The sequence below is a fragment of the Enterococcus sp. DIV0756 genome, assembly GCF_051710745.1.
In the GTDB taxonomy this organism is placed as follows: Bacteria; Bacillota; Bacilli; order Lactobacillales; family Enterococcaceae; genus Enterococcus_A.
Genome location: NZ_JBIOLF010000002.1, coordinates 1,389,384 through 1,405,801, shown reverse-complemented (window position 1 = coordinate 1,405,801; position 16,418 = coordinate 1,389,384). Strand labels below are relative to the sequence as shown.

The window sequence follows — 16,418 nt, the reverse complement described above, 5'->3', positions numbered from 1 at the left end:
TGAAGAGGGAAACCTCTTCATCAATTCATTTTTTAGTCTTCTTTCTTTGTTTTTCTAAGCTTCCAGATACCAATACCAGAGAAGAAGGCAGCCAATGCACCTAATGCTGTCAGAGAATTGTCTGTATCATCCCCAGTTGCTGGATATTGTTTCGCACTTCCAGCGTAACTCGTTCTACCACTTCCAACGCTTCCTGAACCGCTAGCACTATACCCTCCTGCAGAAGTTGTCGGCGGTGTCCCTGGATTGTTCGCCATTAAAGGAATCCCTCTGTCAGTATCAGCGTCGGCATCGGCGTCGGAATCTGCATCAGCGTCAGCATCCGCGTCAGCATCAGCATCCGCGTCGGAATCTGCATCAGCGTCGGCATCAGCGTCAGCATCCGCATCGGCGTCAGCATCCGCATCCGCATCGGCATCGGCATCCGCGTCAGCATCCGCATCGGCATCGGCATCCGCGTCAGCATCCGCATCGGCGTCAGCATCAGCGTCAGCATCGGCATCCGCGTCGGCATCAGCGTCAGCATCCGCATCGGCGTCAGCATCAGCGTCAGCATCGGCATCGGCATCCGCGTCGGCATCGGCGTCGGCGTCAGCATCCGCATCGGCATCGGCATCCGCGTCAGCATCGGCGTCAGCATCAGCGTCAGCATCGGCATCCGCGTCGGCATCAGCGTCAGCATCCGCATCGGCGTCAGCATCAGCGTCAGCATCGGCATCCGCGTCGGCATCCGCATCCGCATCGGCGTCAGCATCAGCGTCAGCATCCGCGTCGGCATCCGCATCCGCATCGGCGTCAGCATCAGCATCCGCGTCGGAATCTGCATCAGCGTCAGCATCCGCATCAGCATCCGCGTCGGCATCCGCGTCAGCATCCGCATCAGCATCCGCGTCGGCATCCGCGTCGGCATCCGCGTCAGCATCCGCATCAGCATCCGCGTCGGCATCGGCGTCAGCATCGGCATCGGCATCCGCGTCGGCATCGGCGTCGGCGTCAGCATCCGCATCGGCGTCAGCATCCGCGTCAGCATCGGCATCGGCGTCTGTTTCGTCATCGTCTGGAATGATTGCAGGTGTCGGTAAACTTGGGGTGTTGTTTTGATCGTAAGCAATCAATTCAATTTCATCTAATGCGTCTACGTCATCTGCAGAAACGGGGATCGTGAATTTACCTGTTTCATCCGTTGTTCCTTCAGCAATTTGTACGTCATCTTTATAAATTCTCACGGTAGTATTTGGATCAGCATATCCGGTTACTTCATAGCCACTTGATGAATTTCCTGTAACAGCTACATCATATGGCGCAGTAACAGTAGCCGCTTTATAGAATATCGGTGTATAGCCATCATTTTCCGAAGCAATATTAATCGAAAGAACATTTGCTTTTACAATTGTGGCTAGAAAACCAGCTTCATAAGGATTGGCTAAGTCGATTCCTTGGCTGATTAACTCTTGGGGTAACGGATCAGAAATTGTTGTGGGAATCGTTACTGTCGTTTCTCCTAAAACGCTTGCATCCACGAGATCCCCGATTAAAGTTGAAGCGACATCTACCAATGTTCGCGCTGTAGCAAATGTTGCATTAAAAACAGGCTTGATCGTTAAGTTTAAGGTTTGGTTCAAGAGTCCCGCTCCAGTTCCTGTAATCGTCAGTGCCTGTACCGCATTGTTCAGATCATTTAGTATTTCAGTAACGTTTTCTCGAATAATTGTCTCTAAAACACCATCAAGATCGCCGTAGATATATTGATCTCCCTGAGCCTGCAATTGTAAAGCTACATCAGCTGCAGTCAAGTTGCTTAAACTTTCTAAGCGATTCAGTTGCGCATAAACCTCATCCAAATTGATGTTTAACAAAGGATTTGAATTAATCAATCCATTAATTGAGTTGATCAGAGTTGTGGTGGCACCATCAACTACTGAAATTAGTGGCGCTAACCCATTTTCAGGAAGTAAAATAGTTGTTGAAACCATTCCTGCTCCATTAGGAACGGTGTGTCCGCGAAGACCCTCTGGAATTGCAAGAACCGCGAGGCGATTTCCTGGAACAACACTTAGATCAATCCCGCTATTGGCTGAAATAGTGAAATCTACATTTCGAATAGCATTTTCAATCGTAAAAGGACTGGCTGCCGTTGTCCCACTTGAATTGGAAGAGTTCAAACTACTAAATAATTGTCCATCAATTAGTGCTGCGTACACTTGATTTGAGTGCGTTGAAAAAAACGGTGTGGCAATTGAAACTGGTGATAAGCTTAGCAATAAGCCGGTTGCTACAGAAGTTCCTACATAAATATATTTTCTCGAACGTCGTTTTGCTCGCGCCTTTTGGTCCATTAACTTTCGATAATCCCTCTTCAATTTCTTCATCCCCTAAAAATAATTTATTTGAACTATTTTTTTCGGTACCAGAAAAAATATTCTGTGCTAACTTAAGTTAATGAAAATTTAACAGGGATAGTTTTTCCAAACAATTACCTTGTTTGAAAATAACGAACGTTGAAGCTGATACACCGATTAATAATTAGGAACACCTTAAAATAAGATTACGTTATACTGTGTTATGAAATTTACTTGTTTAAAAAAAGAGGAATTATGACGTTTATGTGAACAAATAGTGAATTGTCCGTTGGTAGCAGCGATTATCTGTAATTCACCTCGGTAATTATTTGTTATTTTAAAATATTTCCAAACTGCCCATTTGGTCCGCGCTCCCGCAAAGTAAATAAGAATTCTTATATTTCCAGAAAATTGAAAAAAATGACAGCTCTTTTTGTTTGGATGAAATAATACCCCTTTCTTTAAAAATCACTCTCACCTAGAATCTCTTTAAAAGACATAAAAACGGCTCATCGGGCATACCGATGAGCCACTATCTTCTATTAAACTATTGGATCAAAGCACTTATTGTTCTGCCTAAACAGACAAACAGCAGTCTTTGACTATCTAGGATTTAACAATTTCTTCGATCAAAAATAAAATGAACATGATTGATCGAAAGGTATAGACACTTATTTCATTCAACAAATAGAGCGTAAGATATGACTGTCCATACTCATCATTAGTCAATAATTATAATGCTGATTCTATCGATGAGCTTTTTTTACTGGACTTGTCATACTGACGTAAAAAGAAAACCGAGAACACCAACGTCAATCCTTCCGTTATCGGCAGACTGATCCATGCGCCCGTCAGTCCCAAGATTCCGGCGAATACAATAACCAAAGGAATCAAGAAAAAATAGCCTCTGAACAAAGCCAACGCAAAAGCCTGCTTCGCTCGACCAATCGCTGAAAAGAAGATGCTAAAAACGACATTAAAAGAAGAGCCGAATAAAGATAAGAAGAAAATCGGTATGCCGTAAGCCGCTAGTTCAATCATCATTGGATTATTCTCTCGATTGAAGGCGGAAATGATCGGATATTTCAAGAAAAATAGCAGCAGATACAAGATTACTGCCATCGCAAAACTGGTTCTTAACCCAAAGTTCAAAATCTTTTGAACCGTCGCTTTGTCGTCTTTATTCACAGCACGGCTAATTAACGGCTGAATTCCCTGCGCAACCCCTGTAAATAAGGAAAGAGCTACTACCAAAATATTCGCCAACACGCCATAAGCGGCGATCGCAATATCGCCTCCTAAGCCAATCAACACCTGATTAAACACTAAGATACTTACACCCGTACTCATTTCTGCCAGAAAAGAAGAGAGACCTAACTGAACACTCTGAATAATCGTTCTTAGTTTGGGGTTTGCCCAGCCTAAGGATAGTTGACGCTTTGAAAACTTGCGATGGGTACTCAGTATAAGCAGACTAAGGATTGGCGACAAAACCGTCGCTAACGCTGCCCCCGCCATCCCCATGTTCATTGGAAAAACAAAAATATAATCAAAGACAATGTTGAAAATACTTGAGCAGATCATCGCCTTCATCGCCAATTGAGGATTCTGATCATTTCGAATAAACGCTAAGCATAAGTTATTCAAAATAAAAAATGGTGCCATTACTAAAATAAAACGCATGTACATGACTGTCAGATCCACGGTCGCTCCGCTAGCTCCCAGTAAGACCGCCAAATGCTGGCTGAAAAAGACACCGATGAGCGTGAAAAACAGTCCGATGGCCCCTCCAACAATCAACAGCTGAGAAAAATAATTCCCACTTCTCCCCTTAAGCGTAAAAAGTGTGGCTCCTCCCATTCCCAGCAACAATCCTAATCCTGTCAGCAAATTGAATACAGGTAGGGCGATATTTAGGGCTGCTAACCCTAGTACACCTACGCCGTTGGCGATAAAAAACGTGTCCGCCAAAATATACAAGGACAATCCCAATGTACTTAAAACACTTCGTGTCACATACCCTTTGATCTCATTCATTTGAATCCCTCCACAAAAAAATAGCATCCTACCCTCCAATGGCCTAAGGGGTAGACTGCTACTCAAAACAAAACCCGGCGATTTTGCTAAAAGTTCTTCATAATTTTCTCTCATTCTAGCAACAAACAAGTAAAAACGCAATCACTACTTTTATCAAATGTCAAAATAGAGGATGTGCTCCCCATTTTCTGGGTCGTATTGCTGGCTGTCGATGAAGCCAAAACGCCGATAATAGGGAATAATTTTCTCGTTTTCATCATGCACACTTAAATAAATCCGATTCACCCCATAGTGTTCGTTCATAAAGTTGAGTAATAAAGGAACAAACAAGCTTCCATACCCCGTTCCTTGAAATTTTTCATCGATCATTAAACGATCCAGCCACATCTCTTTGCCCTGCTTGGCCCCGATCATCGCAAAGCCAACTAAACATGTCTCATCATATAGCGCTAATGGCTGCCAGTGAAAAGATACATCATAGGCCGCTTCCAACAAAGATTGCGCATTGCTTTCGATGAAATTTTTTTGTTTTTTGGAAACAGAAAGAGCAACAACTTCTCGCCAATTGCTTTCATCTACCTTTCGGAATCGGATTTTCATTGATCGCACCGCCTTTTTCTTTCAGAATTTTATCCATAGAGTATCATAACGTGGATAAATTTTCTCAACAACTTTAATAATGAAGGAGCTAGACCTAAAGTTTTTTAGACTTTTGGACCAGCTCCTAGTTGCAAATAAACCATGACTCATAAGTAGCATCCGTAAAATAAAGTTAAAAACAGAAGACCTGAGAAACAATTCTCTGAAGTTCTACTCATTTCCTATCCCTAAATCCTTCACTTAAGCACCGTGTTTGATTTGTGATTAGAACTTCACTTGAAAGGAATAGATAATATCGAAGGCTAAACGTTTTGGATTAGAAAACTCTCCAAAGTAATTGCCGTCGATAGAAAATAATCCTTTCTCCATTGATTCCATTGAAAAAACTAGCTGATTCGGCGTAGAGCTGATCAGATCCAGATTCGTTTTTGTTGCATCTAACGAATGTCTCAGAAAAAGCTTTGCAGAATTTTCTTGCCCAGACGGATCAGACTCTTGGCTTTTTAATAAACGAATTTGAGAAGGGTTTGACCGAACTCGAATTTCATTTACCGCAACATCAACGTCATTAGGTGAATTGTTTGTTATGGTATATTTTGGTGATTTCACTTTTCCGTTATCTACATCAAGTCCTGCAAATTTTGTCGCAACAGGAACAGTCATATCAATCATTTCACTATCTGTCACAACGTTTATCGTCAGTTCCTTTGTCGTATCCTTGATTCCTATAGTCGCATTGTAGACACCTGGCTGATCATCTATATCTGTGGTTGCGATTGTCAAACTGCTTGTTTCGACCGATCCAGTGTGGATATTCCATGCCTTTGCCAGACTTTTTTTCAAAATAAGCTCCTTTAACGCATTCGCTTCTTCTGCTTTGGACACTTCACCGTCATAAAGGGTAAAACCTGTTGCCTGGATTGCATACTCATTTTTTATTACCGTCTGTTCATCCTTTACAAATACGGGAATTGAGATCACTGTTTTCTTGCCATCAGGAGTGACCAGCGTTACCTCAGCTTTTGCTGGCCCCACCACAGAAGTATCTGGCTTCTTCGTGTAAGTTGCCTTTAACTCTGTCATATCCCCATCGTACTGAATATTGGTTAGTGTCTTCATCGCATCTGTTGGCAATGAGCCATTAAGAGTAATGATCTGAGTTATTGCCTCTGCGGTCGGTGCTTTTGGTGAATCTACTATAAAGTCAATTTTATAATCGAAGGTTAGCTTTTTGCCACTAGTTGTTGTTTCTTCTACCCGAAGAATGCCTTCGCTCTCCCCTTGTTGACTAGTGTCTGGGTACTTCACGAACTCTTTTACTTTCAAATGACTGTACTGGCTCGCATCTAAGTATTGCCCTTTATTTTTATCCAGTTCTTCTTGACTGAGTTTAAAATCAATGGGTTCTTTCTTCGGAGTTAATTGATTGATCGCCAATTTTTTAAACCCTTGATCGGTAATTTCATAGTAACTGTCAGCATGGGAATTGTTTTGTTGTTCATTTTCGATAAAATAGTGTTTGTCTTCCGCTGTCCAAGCCCGAACAACATCACCTGTAGTGACAGATTGTTTTTGCCACTTTTTTAGCACGTCTTGCTTTTTATCATTCCCGGTTGCTTCAATATGCTGATCACCCAATTTCGTGGGCTCCAAATGAAATTGGTTTGTTACCTTGAGATTAAACCAATCAAAACTATAATATTTTTTGTCTTTGAAATAGAAATGAATTTCATAATTTTCGCTACTATTCCCTTGAGCGGCACTAATGAAGGGCTTGCTACCAGAATGAAGGGTAAATGCGGCAGTGGTTCTTTTTACACTATAATCTAATCCTCCAAGAGCGATCGTACTCCCCCAATTGACTTTGATAGAAACCTCAATATCACAAAAAATCGTGGGGTCTTTTGCCAATGACACCTGTAATTTTACTTGTTTCGTGCCAATGGTATCAAAGGACGGCTGATTTTTCAAAGTGACTGTATACGCGTCTTCAGGAATAGTTTGTCCGCTTAATTCAACACGTTGAACATATTCTTTCCAGTTTTGCTGATTCACTGATCCCCCTAAATTAATTGTCCCGGGTTTCTCTTTTGCCGTAAGACGTTCTACTGTGAAGGGAATCGTATAATCATACGTCAGTTTTTTCCCACTATCTGTGGTTTCTTCAATTCTAATGACTCCATCCGTTTCACCTTGTTTACTGGTATCGGGGTAACGAACAAACTTTAAAGCCTTTAACTTAGAATAGTTGCTCGTATCTAGGTATTTTGAGAGTTGTTTATCCATTTCACTGTTGCTGAGAGCATAATTTATTGTTTGTTTGACTGGAGTCAAGCGATTTAAATGTAATTTTTTGAATCCTTGATCCGTGACTTCATAGTAACTGTCTGATGGTGTTTTATTTTGTTGTTCATTCTCGATAAAATATTGTTTATCTTCTGCCACCCAAGCTCGAACGACATCACCAGTCGTGACTGGTTGTGTCTTCCAACGTTTAATCGCTGTTTGTTTTAGCTCATTTCCCGTGGCTTCTAAATGCTGATCCCCCTTTTTTTCGGAGGTCAATGCAAACGAGGATATTCCTTTTAGGTTAAACCAATCAAAACTATAGTACTTATTGTCCTTGAAAAAGTGATGGATGCTTTGATTGTCATGACTATTTCCTTGGGAAATTACAATTTCTTTCCTTCCATCCTGGCGGAGTGTAAAGGCAGCTGTGGTTCTTAATGGAGAATAATCCAGCCCGCCAGTTGCAATAGTGCTTCCCCATTTCACCTCAACATTGGTGTCTAGATCGATATAAATAGTTGGGTCGTTAACAAGAGCAACGCGCAAATTAATCGTCTTTTTTCCAATTGTATCTAATACAAGAGAATTTCTTTTCGTCACTTTGTAGGCATCAGAATTTAAACTTTGTCCATTTAACTGAACGCTTTGAACAAAATCAGCCCAGTCAAACTCTGATTCCGTTTGCCCTAATCGTCCTGTTCCAGGCTTTTCTTTTGCCGATAGCTGTTCTACTTGAAATGGAACGTCATAATCATACGTCACTTTTTTCCCGCTAGCAGTTGTTTCTTCTACTTGAATAGTCCCCTTTGTTTCACCTTGCTTTTTCGTATCTGGATAGGTCACGAATTTTTTTACTATAATTTTACTGTAATCGCTCGTATCCAAGTAATTTTTGAGCTGTCCGTCTAATTCAGATTGACTCATCCCGAAATTTACTGTTTGTTTGGTAACTTTCAGCTTATTCAGATGTAATAGTTTAAACCCACCAGTAGTAATCTCATAGTAATTATCACGACCATGAGAGATGGGGATTTCGTTCTCATAAAGATACTGTCTCTCTTCCAGCATCCAAGAGCGGACCACATCTCCTACCGCTACCTCTGGATTTTTCCACCTACTTAAAACCGTCTGCTTTTGCTCATCCCCCGTTGCCTCGAGGTGCTGAGTTCCTGCTTTATTCGGTTCAAAATGCATAGAGGTAGAATTCTTTAAATCAAACCAATCAAAGCTGTAATATTTTTTTCCTGGGAAAGAATTATGTATTTGACTATTATCATTCTGATTCCCTTGTGTCACGGTAATTTGTTTCTTTGTACCCGGTTGGAAGGTAAAGGCTGCGACGGATCGGCCTTCTGCAGGGGAGTCTTGAAGTTCGATTCCTCCGATTTTGATTGTATTCCCCCATTTAACATCAAGCGTACTGTCAACATCGACAAAATTTGTTGGATCATTTTTCAAAGCTACTCGAATAGTGATCGTTTTTTTCCCAATCGTATCCAGCGTTAACGGATCCTGTAAAGTTGTCGTATACGCTTCCTTACTTAAGCTCTGCCCATTCAACTGCACATCTTGAACAAAATTCTTCCAATCAATTTGTTCTAAGGACTGACCTAAAAAGCTGCTACCTTCTTTTCCTTTAGCGGTCAAGCGATCAATCATAAAGGAAACCTCATAATCGTAAGTTAGTTTCTTTCCGCTACTTGTGGTTTCTTCGACTTGAATCGTTCCTTTGCTCTCGCCTTGTTTACTTGTATCCGGATAAGTCACAAACTTTTTGGCTATAAGATTACTGAAGCTGCTTGTATCCAGATAATTAGCAATGTTTTTATCCAGATCGGCTTTACTGGTTCCATAATTAATCGTTTGCTTTGACGGTACAAGGCGATTCAAGTTTACTCGTTTAAACCCTTGATCGGTAATCTCATAGTAGCTATCTGCGTCTGCTATCTTAAGTTGCTCATTCTCTATGAAATATTGTTTATTTTCAGCGGTCCAGGCTCTCACGATATCTCCCGTATTCACCGTTTGTGCCCGCCATTTTTTCATGGCCTCTTGCTTCAGTTCCTCTCCTTTTGCTTCCATATGTTGGTCGCCTTTTTTAGCAGTAAAGAAGTGAGCAGAGCCAAGATTAGCCATATTAAACCAGTCAAAGCTGTAATACTTTTCCCCTGAAAAATAAGGATGGATGGCCAAATTGTCATCATTATTCCCTTGTGCAACAGTGATCTTTTTCGAACTTCCAGAGTGAAGGCTAAAAGCCGCTGTTGTTCGCTGTGGTACATTATCAAGACCGCCCACTGCAATCGTATCACCCCAAGTGAATTTAAGATCGGCTTTTCCTTGAGTCGTAACTTCTGAAGATTTCTTCCACTTCAGTGTATAGTCAATGCTACGAGAACCAACTGTATTGATTGTCGGATTATTGATAACAGATAGATCAACCTCCTCTTTAGAAATGGGAATTCCTCCCACTGAAACAGCAATTCTGTCACTAATCATATTTCTTACATTGCTCATATCAGACCCTAACCTTAAATCAAAAGAAGGGATTTCATTGACCTTCATTTCTAGGGGAGACATATAGATCTCGCCTGAGGCTTTTCGCTCTGTTCCTTTAAACGTATGATAGCCATCCACGACATTTACTAAATTAGGTGTACCTCTTAAATAGCTTTCTATTTTCGTCACTTCTAATTGTGGTTCAAAAGTCAACTCATATGAATCGCGTATTGTTGGTGATAAAAGCCGTTCAATCTCGATCTCATTTGTCCCAAAACCCACGCCAGAGATTCCCTTGAATCCAGGTGTTGAAGCGGTGGAACGAAAATTTGAGACCGTCGCAAAATGGCGACCGGTTACCCAGTAATCAAAATAACCATCAGAGGAGCTAAAAAACCGTCGAAACCCGTTGTGGTTGCTGTTGGAAAATGCCGATTTATCTCCCACGTTTGTACCGATCCCGATAGTTCCTGTGAACTGTTGCGTTAATGGAGAAATGATTGACTGATAATCAACTGTATTGGCATTGATGTATGGAATTACAATACTGTTATATCCCTCCATTCTAGATGATCGCAGGTTGGCTGAAGCTTTGCCTGAATCTTCTACTTTGGAGGCTTTTTGCAAGGAAGGAGGAATAGCCTCTACTTCGGAATTTTCCAAAGCGCCTTCTGCTTCTTGCTCCCCTATCTGGGAATCCAACGACTCATCTTCATCATGAGGCTTCTCTATTTTTGCCGTTTCTTGTTCATGGATCGGTTGACTCTGGGCAAATACATAGGGAGAAATGGTCATTGCATGAGTCAATAGTGTCAGAACCAAAAAGCTCTTAAACATTTTTTTCAAACTTCTCCCCTACCTTTTGTTTGACACTCTATACGCACTTGAACTACAAAATTGGATTGGACATATAATCTTGCTTGTCGAAATATCCGATTTTTTCTTTGTTTTTTCTTCAAACTATCACCTCTTTAGATAGCTTTTAACGAAAACTATTAAGTAGAATAGGACGAAACAGCTGCCTACTAAAAACAAACGGTGGTGCGCTTTTTCGCCTAGTTGTGGCAATATTTTCTTTTTTTCTGATTGATTCTTTCTACGGATAGAAGAATTTAACTGCTTGCTTTTTCTATTCTCTTTAATAAAATACCCTTGCGCTGGTATAGCTGCTTCCCCTGTTTTAGTAAAGCAAACGTTAGGAAAAAGAAGCGTTCCTACCGCAACTAGAATCACCATGAAAGATATCCTTGTTTTCATTGTTAAACGATCGCTTCTAATTGCAATATCAAACTGTAGCTTGGAGTTACAGCGTTATCTGTAAATTGAAACCCTGCACCGACATTTCCAGAATAAGTAAACGGTAACTCGTCACCAGTAGAAGCCAATGTTGCTAGCTCCGTTAAAGAAACCTTGGGCTTTCCATTTTCAACAACTGGAATTTTAAATCCAGTCTTCTTATTTTCGATACTTAAGCCTAGTTCTGGCACTTTTGCAGATTCTGTCGTGTTGGAATCTTGAAAATCTTTTACAGAAATTTTTACACCTTTCGCTGAATTATTCGTGATTTTATAAATAGGTGCCACGATTCCAGAAGGAGTAGCATCCGTTTGTGCAAAATCAGTTGACGTTGGGACAGTCACATCGATCCAGTCCGTCGGATTCTCTGGGTCCGGTCCGTCAGGATTTGTGGGATCAAAAGTTTTAAATTCACCATTCGCTGGAACAATCGCTTCTTCACTCTGTCTGACTTGATCATACACAGTATTTGGATCTTCTACTCCCCCTGTCCATCCATACACCGTACCACCGATTAACGAGCCAGAAGCTGCTAAACACGCATAAGCAATAAATCTAGTTATTTTTGTCATTTTCATTAATCTTTTCCTCCAAAAGTTTGAATACTTCTTTTCGTTTTACTAAACAGGCACAGATAGCTGCCCTTTTACATTGCTTTGACCAACGAGTGATTGTTGATCATCGTAATACATCACCTGATTTACTGTTTGATAAATTCCTTTATCTATTTCTTTTTTTAGCTTCCCTTTTTCTACATATTCCCCAGGATTGATCAATCCCGAGTCATAAATCTTTTCCTTTTCGCCTTCAATCAGCGTAACCACTCTTACAGAATAGACATTTTTTGGTGAGTTCACTAATTTTAAAGACAGTACTCTCTCATTGTTTAAAAGCATCGTAGGATTCATTTGGATACGCATATAATTTTTATCAGCCTTATCTTGCAGGTATTTTTCTAGTTCATTGTTCGATAGTTTTTTTGCAAACTCTCCATCGGGAACCTTACCTGAAATAGTCACGCTCGGATTGTGATAGAACGTCTTAAACAGGAAGAACCCTGAAACTAAAAACAACATAAGAAAAACTACAAGGATTTTTCTTTTTTCTCTCTTTTCTTTTAATTTTTCTTCTGGCATCAACGATTCACCTCCAATTTATTCAAATTATTTAAATTTTTTACAATTTGAGAGTAATTCCATTATAATGGCTTAACTTTTAAACGAAACGTCGAAATTATGTACATCGTTAGACATATTTATAATTTTCTTTTTGTTAGACATAAAACGGAGCTGACTCGAAAGTTCAAAAAAACTTTCTAGTCAGCTCCGTTATCCATCATTTAAGTAAATGTTTTATCATTAATGATTTTTTGAATCACAGTAAATAGCTCTCGCCATAAAGAGTTACTATTAATCGAACTTAAATAGAAATAATGACTATTGATCGGCTTCGCAACACTATTCACATCGAATATAATTAAATCCGCATGATCAATTTTATCAGTGAAATGAATCGATTGCGTATGGTATATCTGCAGTATTCGTCTTCTCACAATATATTCAGCAGATAAATTTTTGGTAAACTCTAAGAAAATGCGTACAGGCTTTACTCGATTGGCCTCATAGATGGTATATAAAAAAGTAGCAATTTCCTCCAGTATTTCCTCTGAAACAGCTATTTTAAGATGCCGTCGGATTCCTTTTTTGATCGCCGTCATCCGTGTTTCATTAAAAATAATATTTCGTTCATAATGAGGCATCCCTAAAGCATTCAACTGTGCATAGGCTGGCCCAAGAATCATCAATAAACACAAAAAAAGATTGAATTCGTAAATTCTAAAATAGAAATCCTCGTCTTTTTTTAGATAGAGAAACGTATCAATCTCTTCGATTACATTGCGAGAAAAGAACAATACGTTATTTTCTCCCTGCGCCATCCTTTTTCCACGTTCAATTTGTTCAGACGGTTTATCTAGTTCCGGAAAGTAGACACGTCCAAAAAATTCACCAAATTTCAACTCCAAATCCCTTGTTTTATGGGACTGTTTTTCTATAATTCTCTTATTGAAAATCTGAACCTCTTTTGATGGTTGAAAAAGTGCGAGAATCTCATGTACCTCTGGAGGATAATCGTCCGTGATAAGATTGCCTTCTTCTGCCCGTGTTTGAATAATCGCATAAAGAAAATACACACAACGTCTTTTTGCCTCAGACTGCACACGTCCAATTTGATCAAATTTTCTTCTTAGAAGGCCATCGATCGTCTCCAATGATATAGAGGAAAATGGCCACTCAATATCCTGATAAACAAAATACGTTAGATGAAACAACGTGAGTCGAATATTGAGTTCTTTTCCTTCAAATTGAAATCGATTGTTTTTACCAACAATTCGAATATCAAACGGTTTCAGAAAACGATTTAACTCTTGATAGATCCGATTAAAGCTAGAGGTTGATATAAAAAGTTTTTCAGTCAGTTCTTCTCTTGTAATCGTCGGAAAATTAATTAGTAGCAGCAACATCTTATACATTGACGACTCCTGGTAAAAGGTTAAACGCAACTTAAAAAAAACTTCAAATTTCTGTTGATCATAGAGCGGATCAACCTGAATATTTCCATGACTTGTGGCATATAAAAAATTTTGATGAGCTAATTTTTCTTCAATTGTTCGATTGAGTCGATAAATGATTGCCTTTGCATTTCTGATAGGAATCCCCAGATCCTCCTCAATTGTTTTTAATGAAGAAGCCTCAGAAGATAGAATATAATACAAAATGTAAAGTTCCTTCTTTTTAGATTTAGGTAACATTTTTTCTCTCCTCGACTAATATTCAGGGGCTTTTTAATAGAACATCACTAAGGGTTCTGAATACTCAAAACTCAAATCTGGTCAACTGAACATTCTTTCCTACATTAAATCCACTTCAGTATAACAAAAAAAACCGATAACAACTGTCATCGGTTCGAAAAAAACTAGTAATATTAGACAAAACTTTTTTTCTTATTATTTTCTAAGAAAAAGAATGATTTCACTATTATTCTACTACTTCCTTCGTTTCACGCATAAAGATCGCTGCCCCGACAGCACCGATCAGAACGATCGTGCCGGCAACATAACAGATTTGGATTAACCCTTTATCAAAGGCATTCACCACAACCTTCTGCAATTCGTGTGCAAAAGGCGCTTTACTTAAGGCATCCGAAAAGGCAATTTCATGACCAGAGAAAGGACCCGCCTTCACTAAGCTGTTTGTTAATTTTTCTGGTAGGTGTAACGTACTAGCGTGTTGATTCACAACCGCTGCATAACGATTGGCTTCAACTAAGCCTAAAATAACTACACCAAAGCTCGTTCCAAATTGGCGGAAAACATTTAGTAATCCAGAAGCCATCCCCATTTCTTGCGGCGCCACACCTTCTAAACCAGCGGAGTTCAATACTGGATTGACGATCCCGTTAGCGATTCCGATCATGACCAGCGTTGGCCACAATTGAGCATAACCCATAGTTGGCGAAAGTTGTCCAATCAAGAAAATAAAGCCAGCACCGCTGACTAACAGCCCGGCAACAATCATCCATTTCTTCGAGAATTTATTTCCAAGAATCCCCACGACTGGTCCTAAAATTAATGACCAAACTGACAACGCCAATTGTCGAATGCCGGTATCAAAGGCGGACCAACCGATATAATTTTGCATCAAGACCGTCAAGTACGTATTAAACGCATAAATACCTGAACCTAGTGCGAACGCGACTAAAACAGACCCGATAAAATTGATATTTTTAAACATCTTTAAATTCATCATGGGATTTTCTACTTTTGCTTCCACAAAAATAAACAACGCCAAGAAAACAACCGCTAAAAGCAGCCAGCCGCCAACTCGCAGATCAGTCCACGCCAAGCCGATGTGCGTTTCTTTTTGAATCAGACCGTAAATTCCGCTAAACAATGCGGCCGCTGATAAAATCATTCCAATAAAATCAATTTTTTGATCCTTGCCGTAGCTTGGTGTTTCATTAACAAAACGAATCGTCATCAACACAGCAATAATACCAATCGGTAAGTTAATAAAAAAGATCGATTCCCAACCAAAGGCATCTACTAGCAACCCACCGACTAATGGACCGGATGCGGAAGACAAACCGATGACCGATCCTAAAATGCCTAAAGCTAATCCACGTTGCTTCCCTTCAAAATTAGAGGCAACCAGTGCCATAGATAAGGACATCATTCCTGCCCCGCCAACCGCCTGAATACCGCGACCGATATCCAAAATCAATAAAGATGGCGCAAAGCCGTTCACTACTGAGGCAATAACAAACAAAATCAAACTAGCTAAAAAGATTTTTTTGCGTCCGTACATATCGCCCATCTTTGATACAATCAGCAATGTGACCGCAAACACTAACGTATAGGCATTTAACACCCATTGCAGCTGTGTAAAGGGTTCGTTGAAGGCCTTTTGCATGGTTGGCAACGCGACATTTACGACCGTTACGTCTAAAAGTCCCATAAAGACGCCTAATGACATTGCAACTAATGAGAACCATTTTCTTGCAGAATTTTTCATAAACTATTTCCACTCCTACTATCTATAACATTCAATCGACTTCACGACGCTTACCGTCGATCCGCGAGTTGTTTTTTGATCCAGCTTAATTTTGTTTTTGCGAGTTGGATATCCAACTCATACGCCTCCACAAGTATCCGGAAACGCTCCGCATTTTCTGGAAAGCGCGCTTGAAACTCGGTCATATCTTCCTGCGCTTTTTGATAAAAGGCCAAATCCTTTTCAATAAATGTTTGAAACTCAGTCAAGATTCTTAGCTGTTCCGTAAGATCGACACTGTCCAACGAGCGTAATTTGAAATGAATCATGTCATTACGCTTCGCATCGGAGGGAATCTTTTCCTTCATTAATTCAATAAAGCGGTCCACACCCTGGGCAGTAATATGCCAGAGCTTCGTCTTTCGTCCTTCCTCGCAAATGGTTGATGTAACGAGGCCTTCCTTTTCCAACCTTTCTAATGAGGGATAAAGTACACCACTGGAGACCCTCCGCATCGGTTGTAAGGCAGAGCCGACAATTTTTTGCAGCTTATAACCGGTTTTATCACCGGAAATCAATGAGCCTAACAGTAGTAAATCGTACATAATATCCTCCTTTTTACCAAATCTATATCAGTCTTTTAGATACATCAGCTTTCTTATTATAGGTCTTTTAGACTTATTGTCAACTGAAAAAGCTTATCACTTTTGAATAAAATTTGCAGCACAAAAAAGCTCCGAGCATTCGCATCGGAGCATGCAATAAATAGCCGTTCTTTCTTCGCGTAAACAGCCAACTATAAAGTGTT

9 protein-coding genes are annotated in these 16,418 nt (G+C 40.2%); all 9 read right to left on the bottom strand.

Annotation, left to right across the window (positions count from 1 at the left end; all coding sequences use genetic code 11):
- Window positions 1-32: 32 nt before the first annotated feature.
- The 9 genes from IGI44_RS23050 to IGI44_RS23010 all read right to left on the bottom strand — a co-directional run bounded on the left by IGI44_RS23050 (window position 33) and on the right by IGI44_RS23010 (window position 16,215).
- Window positions 33-2,360, bottom strand: coding sequence for an adhesive domain-containing protein (locus IGI44_RS23050; protein WP_438790243.1), 2,328 nt, complete (start codon window positions 2,358-2,360; stop codon window positions 33-35).
- 711 nt (window positions 2,361-3,071) lie between these two features.
- Window positions 3,072-4,376 (bottom strand): MATE family efflux transporter, encoded by a 1,305-nt coding sequence (locus IGI44_RS23045; protein ID WP_438790242.1) that lies wholly within the window; start codon window positions 4,374-4,376, stop codon window positions 3,072-3,074.
- Between the two features lie 153 nt (window positions 4,377-4,529).
- Window positions 4,530-4,976 (bottom strand): GNAT family N-acetyltransferase, encoded by a 447-nt coding sequence (locus IGI44_RS23040; protein WP_438790241.1) that lies wholly within the window; start codon window positions 4,974-4,976, stop codon window positions 4,530-4,532.
- A 264-nt stretch (window positions 4,977-5,240) separates the two neighbouring features.
- The gene (locus tag IGI44_RS23035) at window positions 5,241-10,601 is read right to left on the bottom strand and encodes a hypothetical protein (protein WP_438790240.1); all 5,361 of its coding nucleotides are present in this window, start codon (window positions 10,599-10,601) and stop codon (window positions 5,241-5,243) included.
- Window positions 10,602-11,023: 422 nt separating this feature from the next.
- The gene (locus IGI44_RS23030; protein ID WP_438790239.1) at window positions 11,024-11,638 is read right to left on the bottom strand and encodes a hypothetical protein; all 615 of its coding nucleotides are present in this window, start codon (window positions 11,636-11,638) and stop codon (window positions 11,024-11,026) included.
- A gap of 42 nt (window positions 11,639-11,680) precedes the next feature.
- Entirely contained in the window at window positions 11,681-12,196 is a 516-nt protein-coding gene (locus tag IGI44_RS23025) for a hypothetical protein (protein ID WP_438790238.1), read from the bottom strand.
- A 203-nt stretch (window positions 12,197-12,399) separates the two neighbouring features.
- Window positions 12,400-13,869: a helix-turn-helix domain-containing protein gene (locus tag IGI44_RS23020; protein ID WP_438790237.1), complete on the bottom strand. Its 1,470-nt coding sequence runs from the start codon at window positions 13,867-13,869 to the stop codon at window positions 12,400-12,402.
- A gap of 226 nt (window positions 13,870-14,095) precedes the next feature.
- Window positions 14,096-15,631, bottom strand: coding sequence for an MFS transporter (locus IGI44_RS23015; RefSeq protein WP_438790236.1), 1,536 nt, complete (start codon window positions 15,629-15,631; stop codon window positions 14,096-14,098).
- A gap of 50 nt (window positions 15,632-15,681) precedes the next feature.
- Window positions 15,682-16,215, bottom strand: a complete 534-nt coding sequence (locus IGI44_RS23010) for a PadR family transcriptional regulator (protein WP_438790235.1) — start codon at window positions 16,213-16,215, stop codon at window positions 15,682-15,684.
- Window positions 16,216-16,418 lie beyond the last annotated feature (203 nt).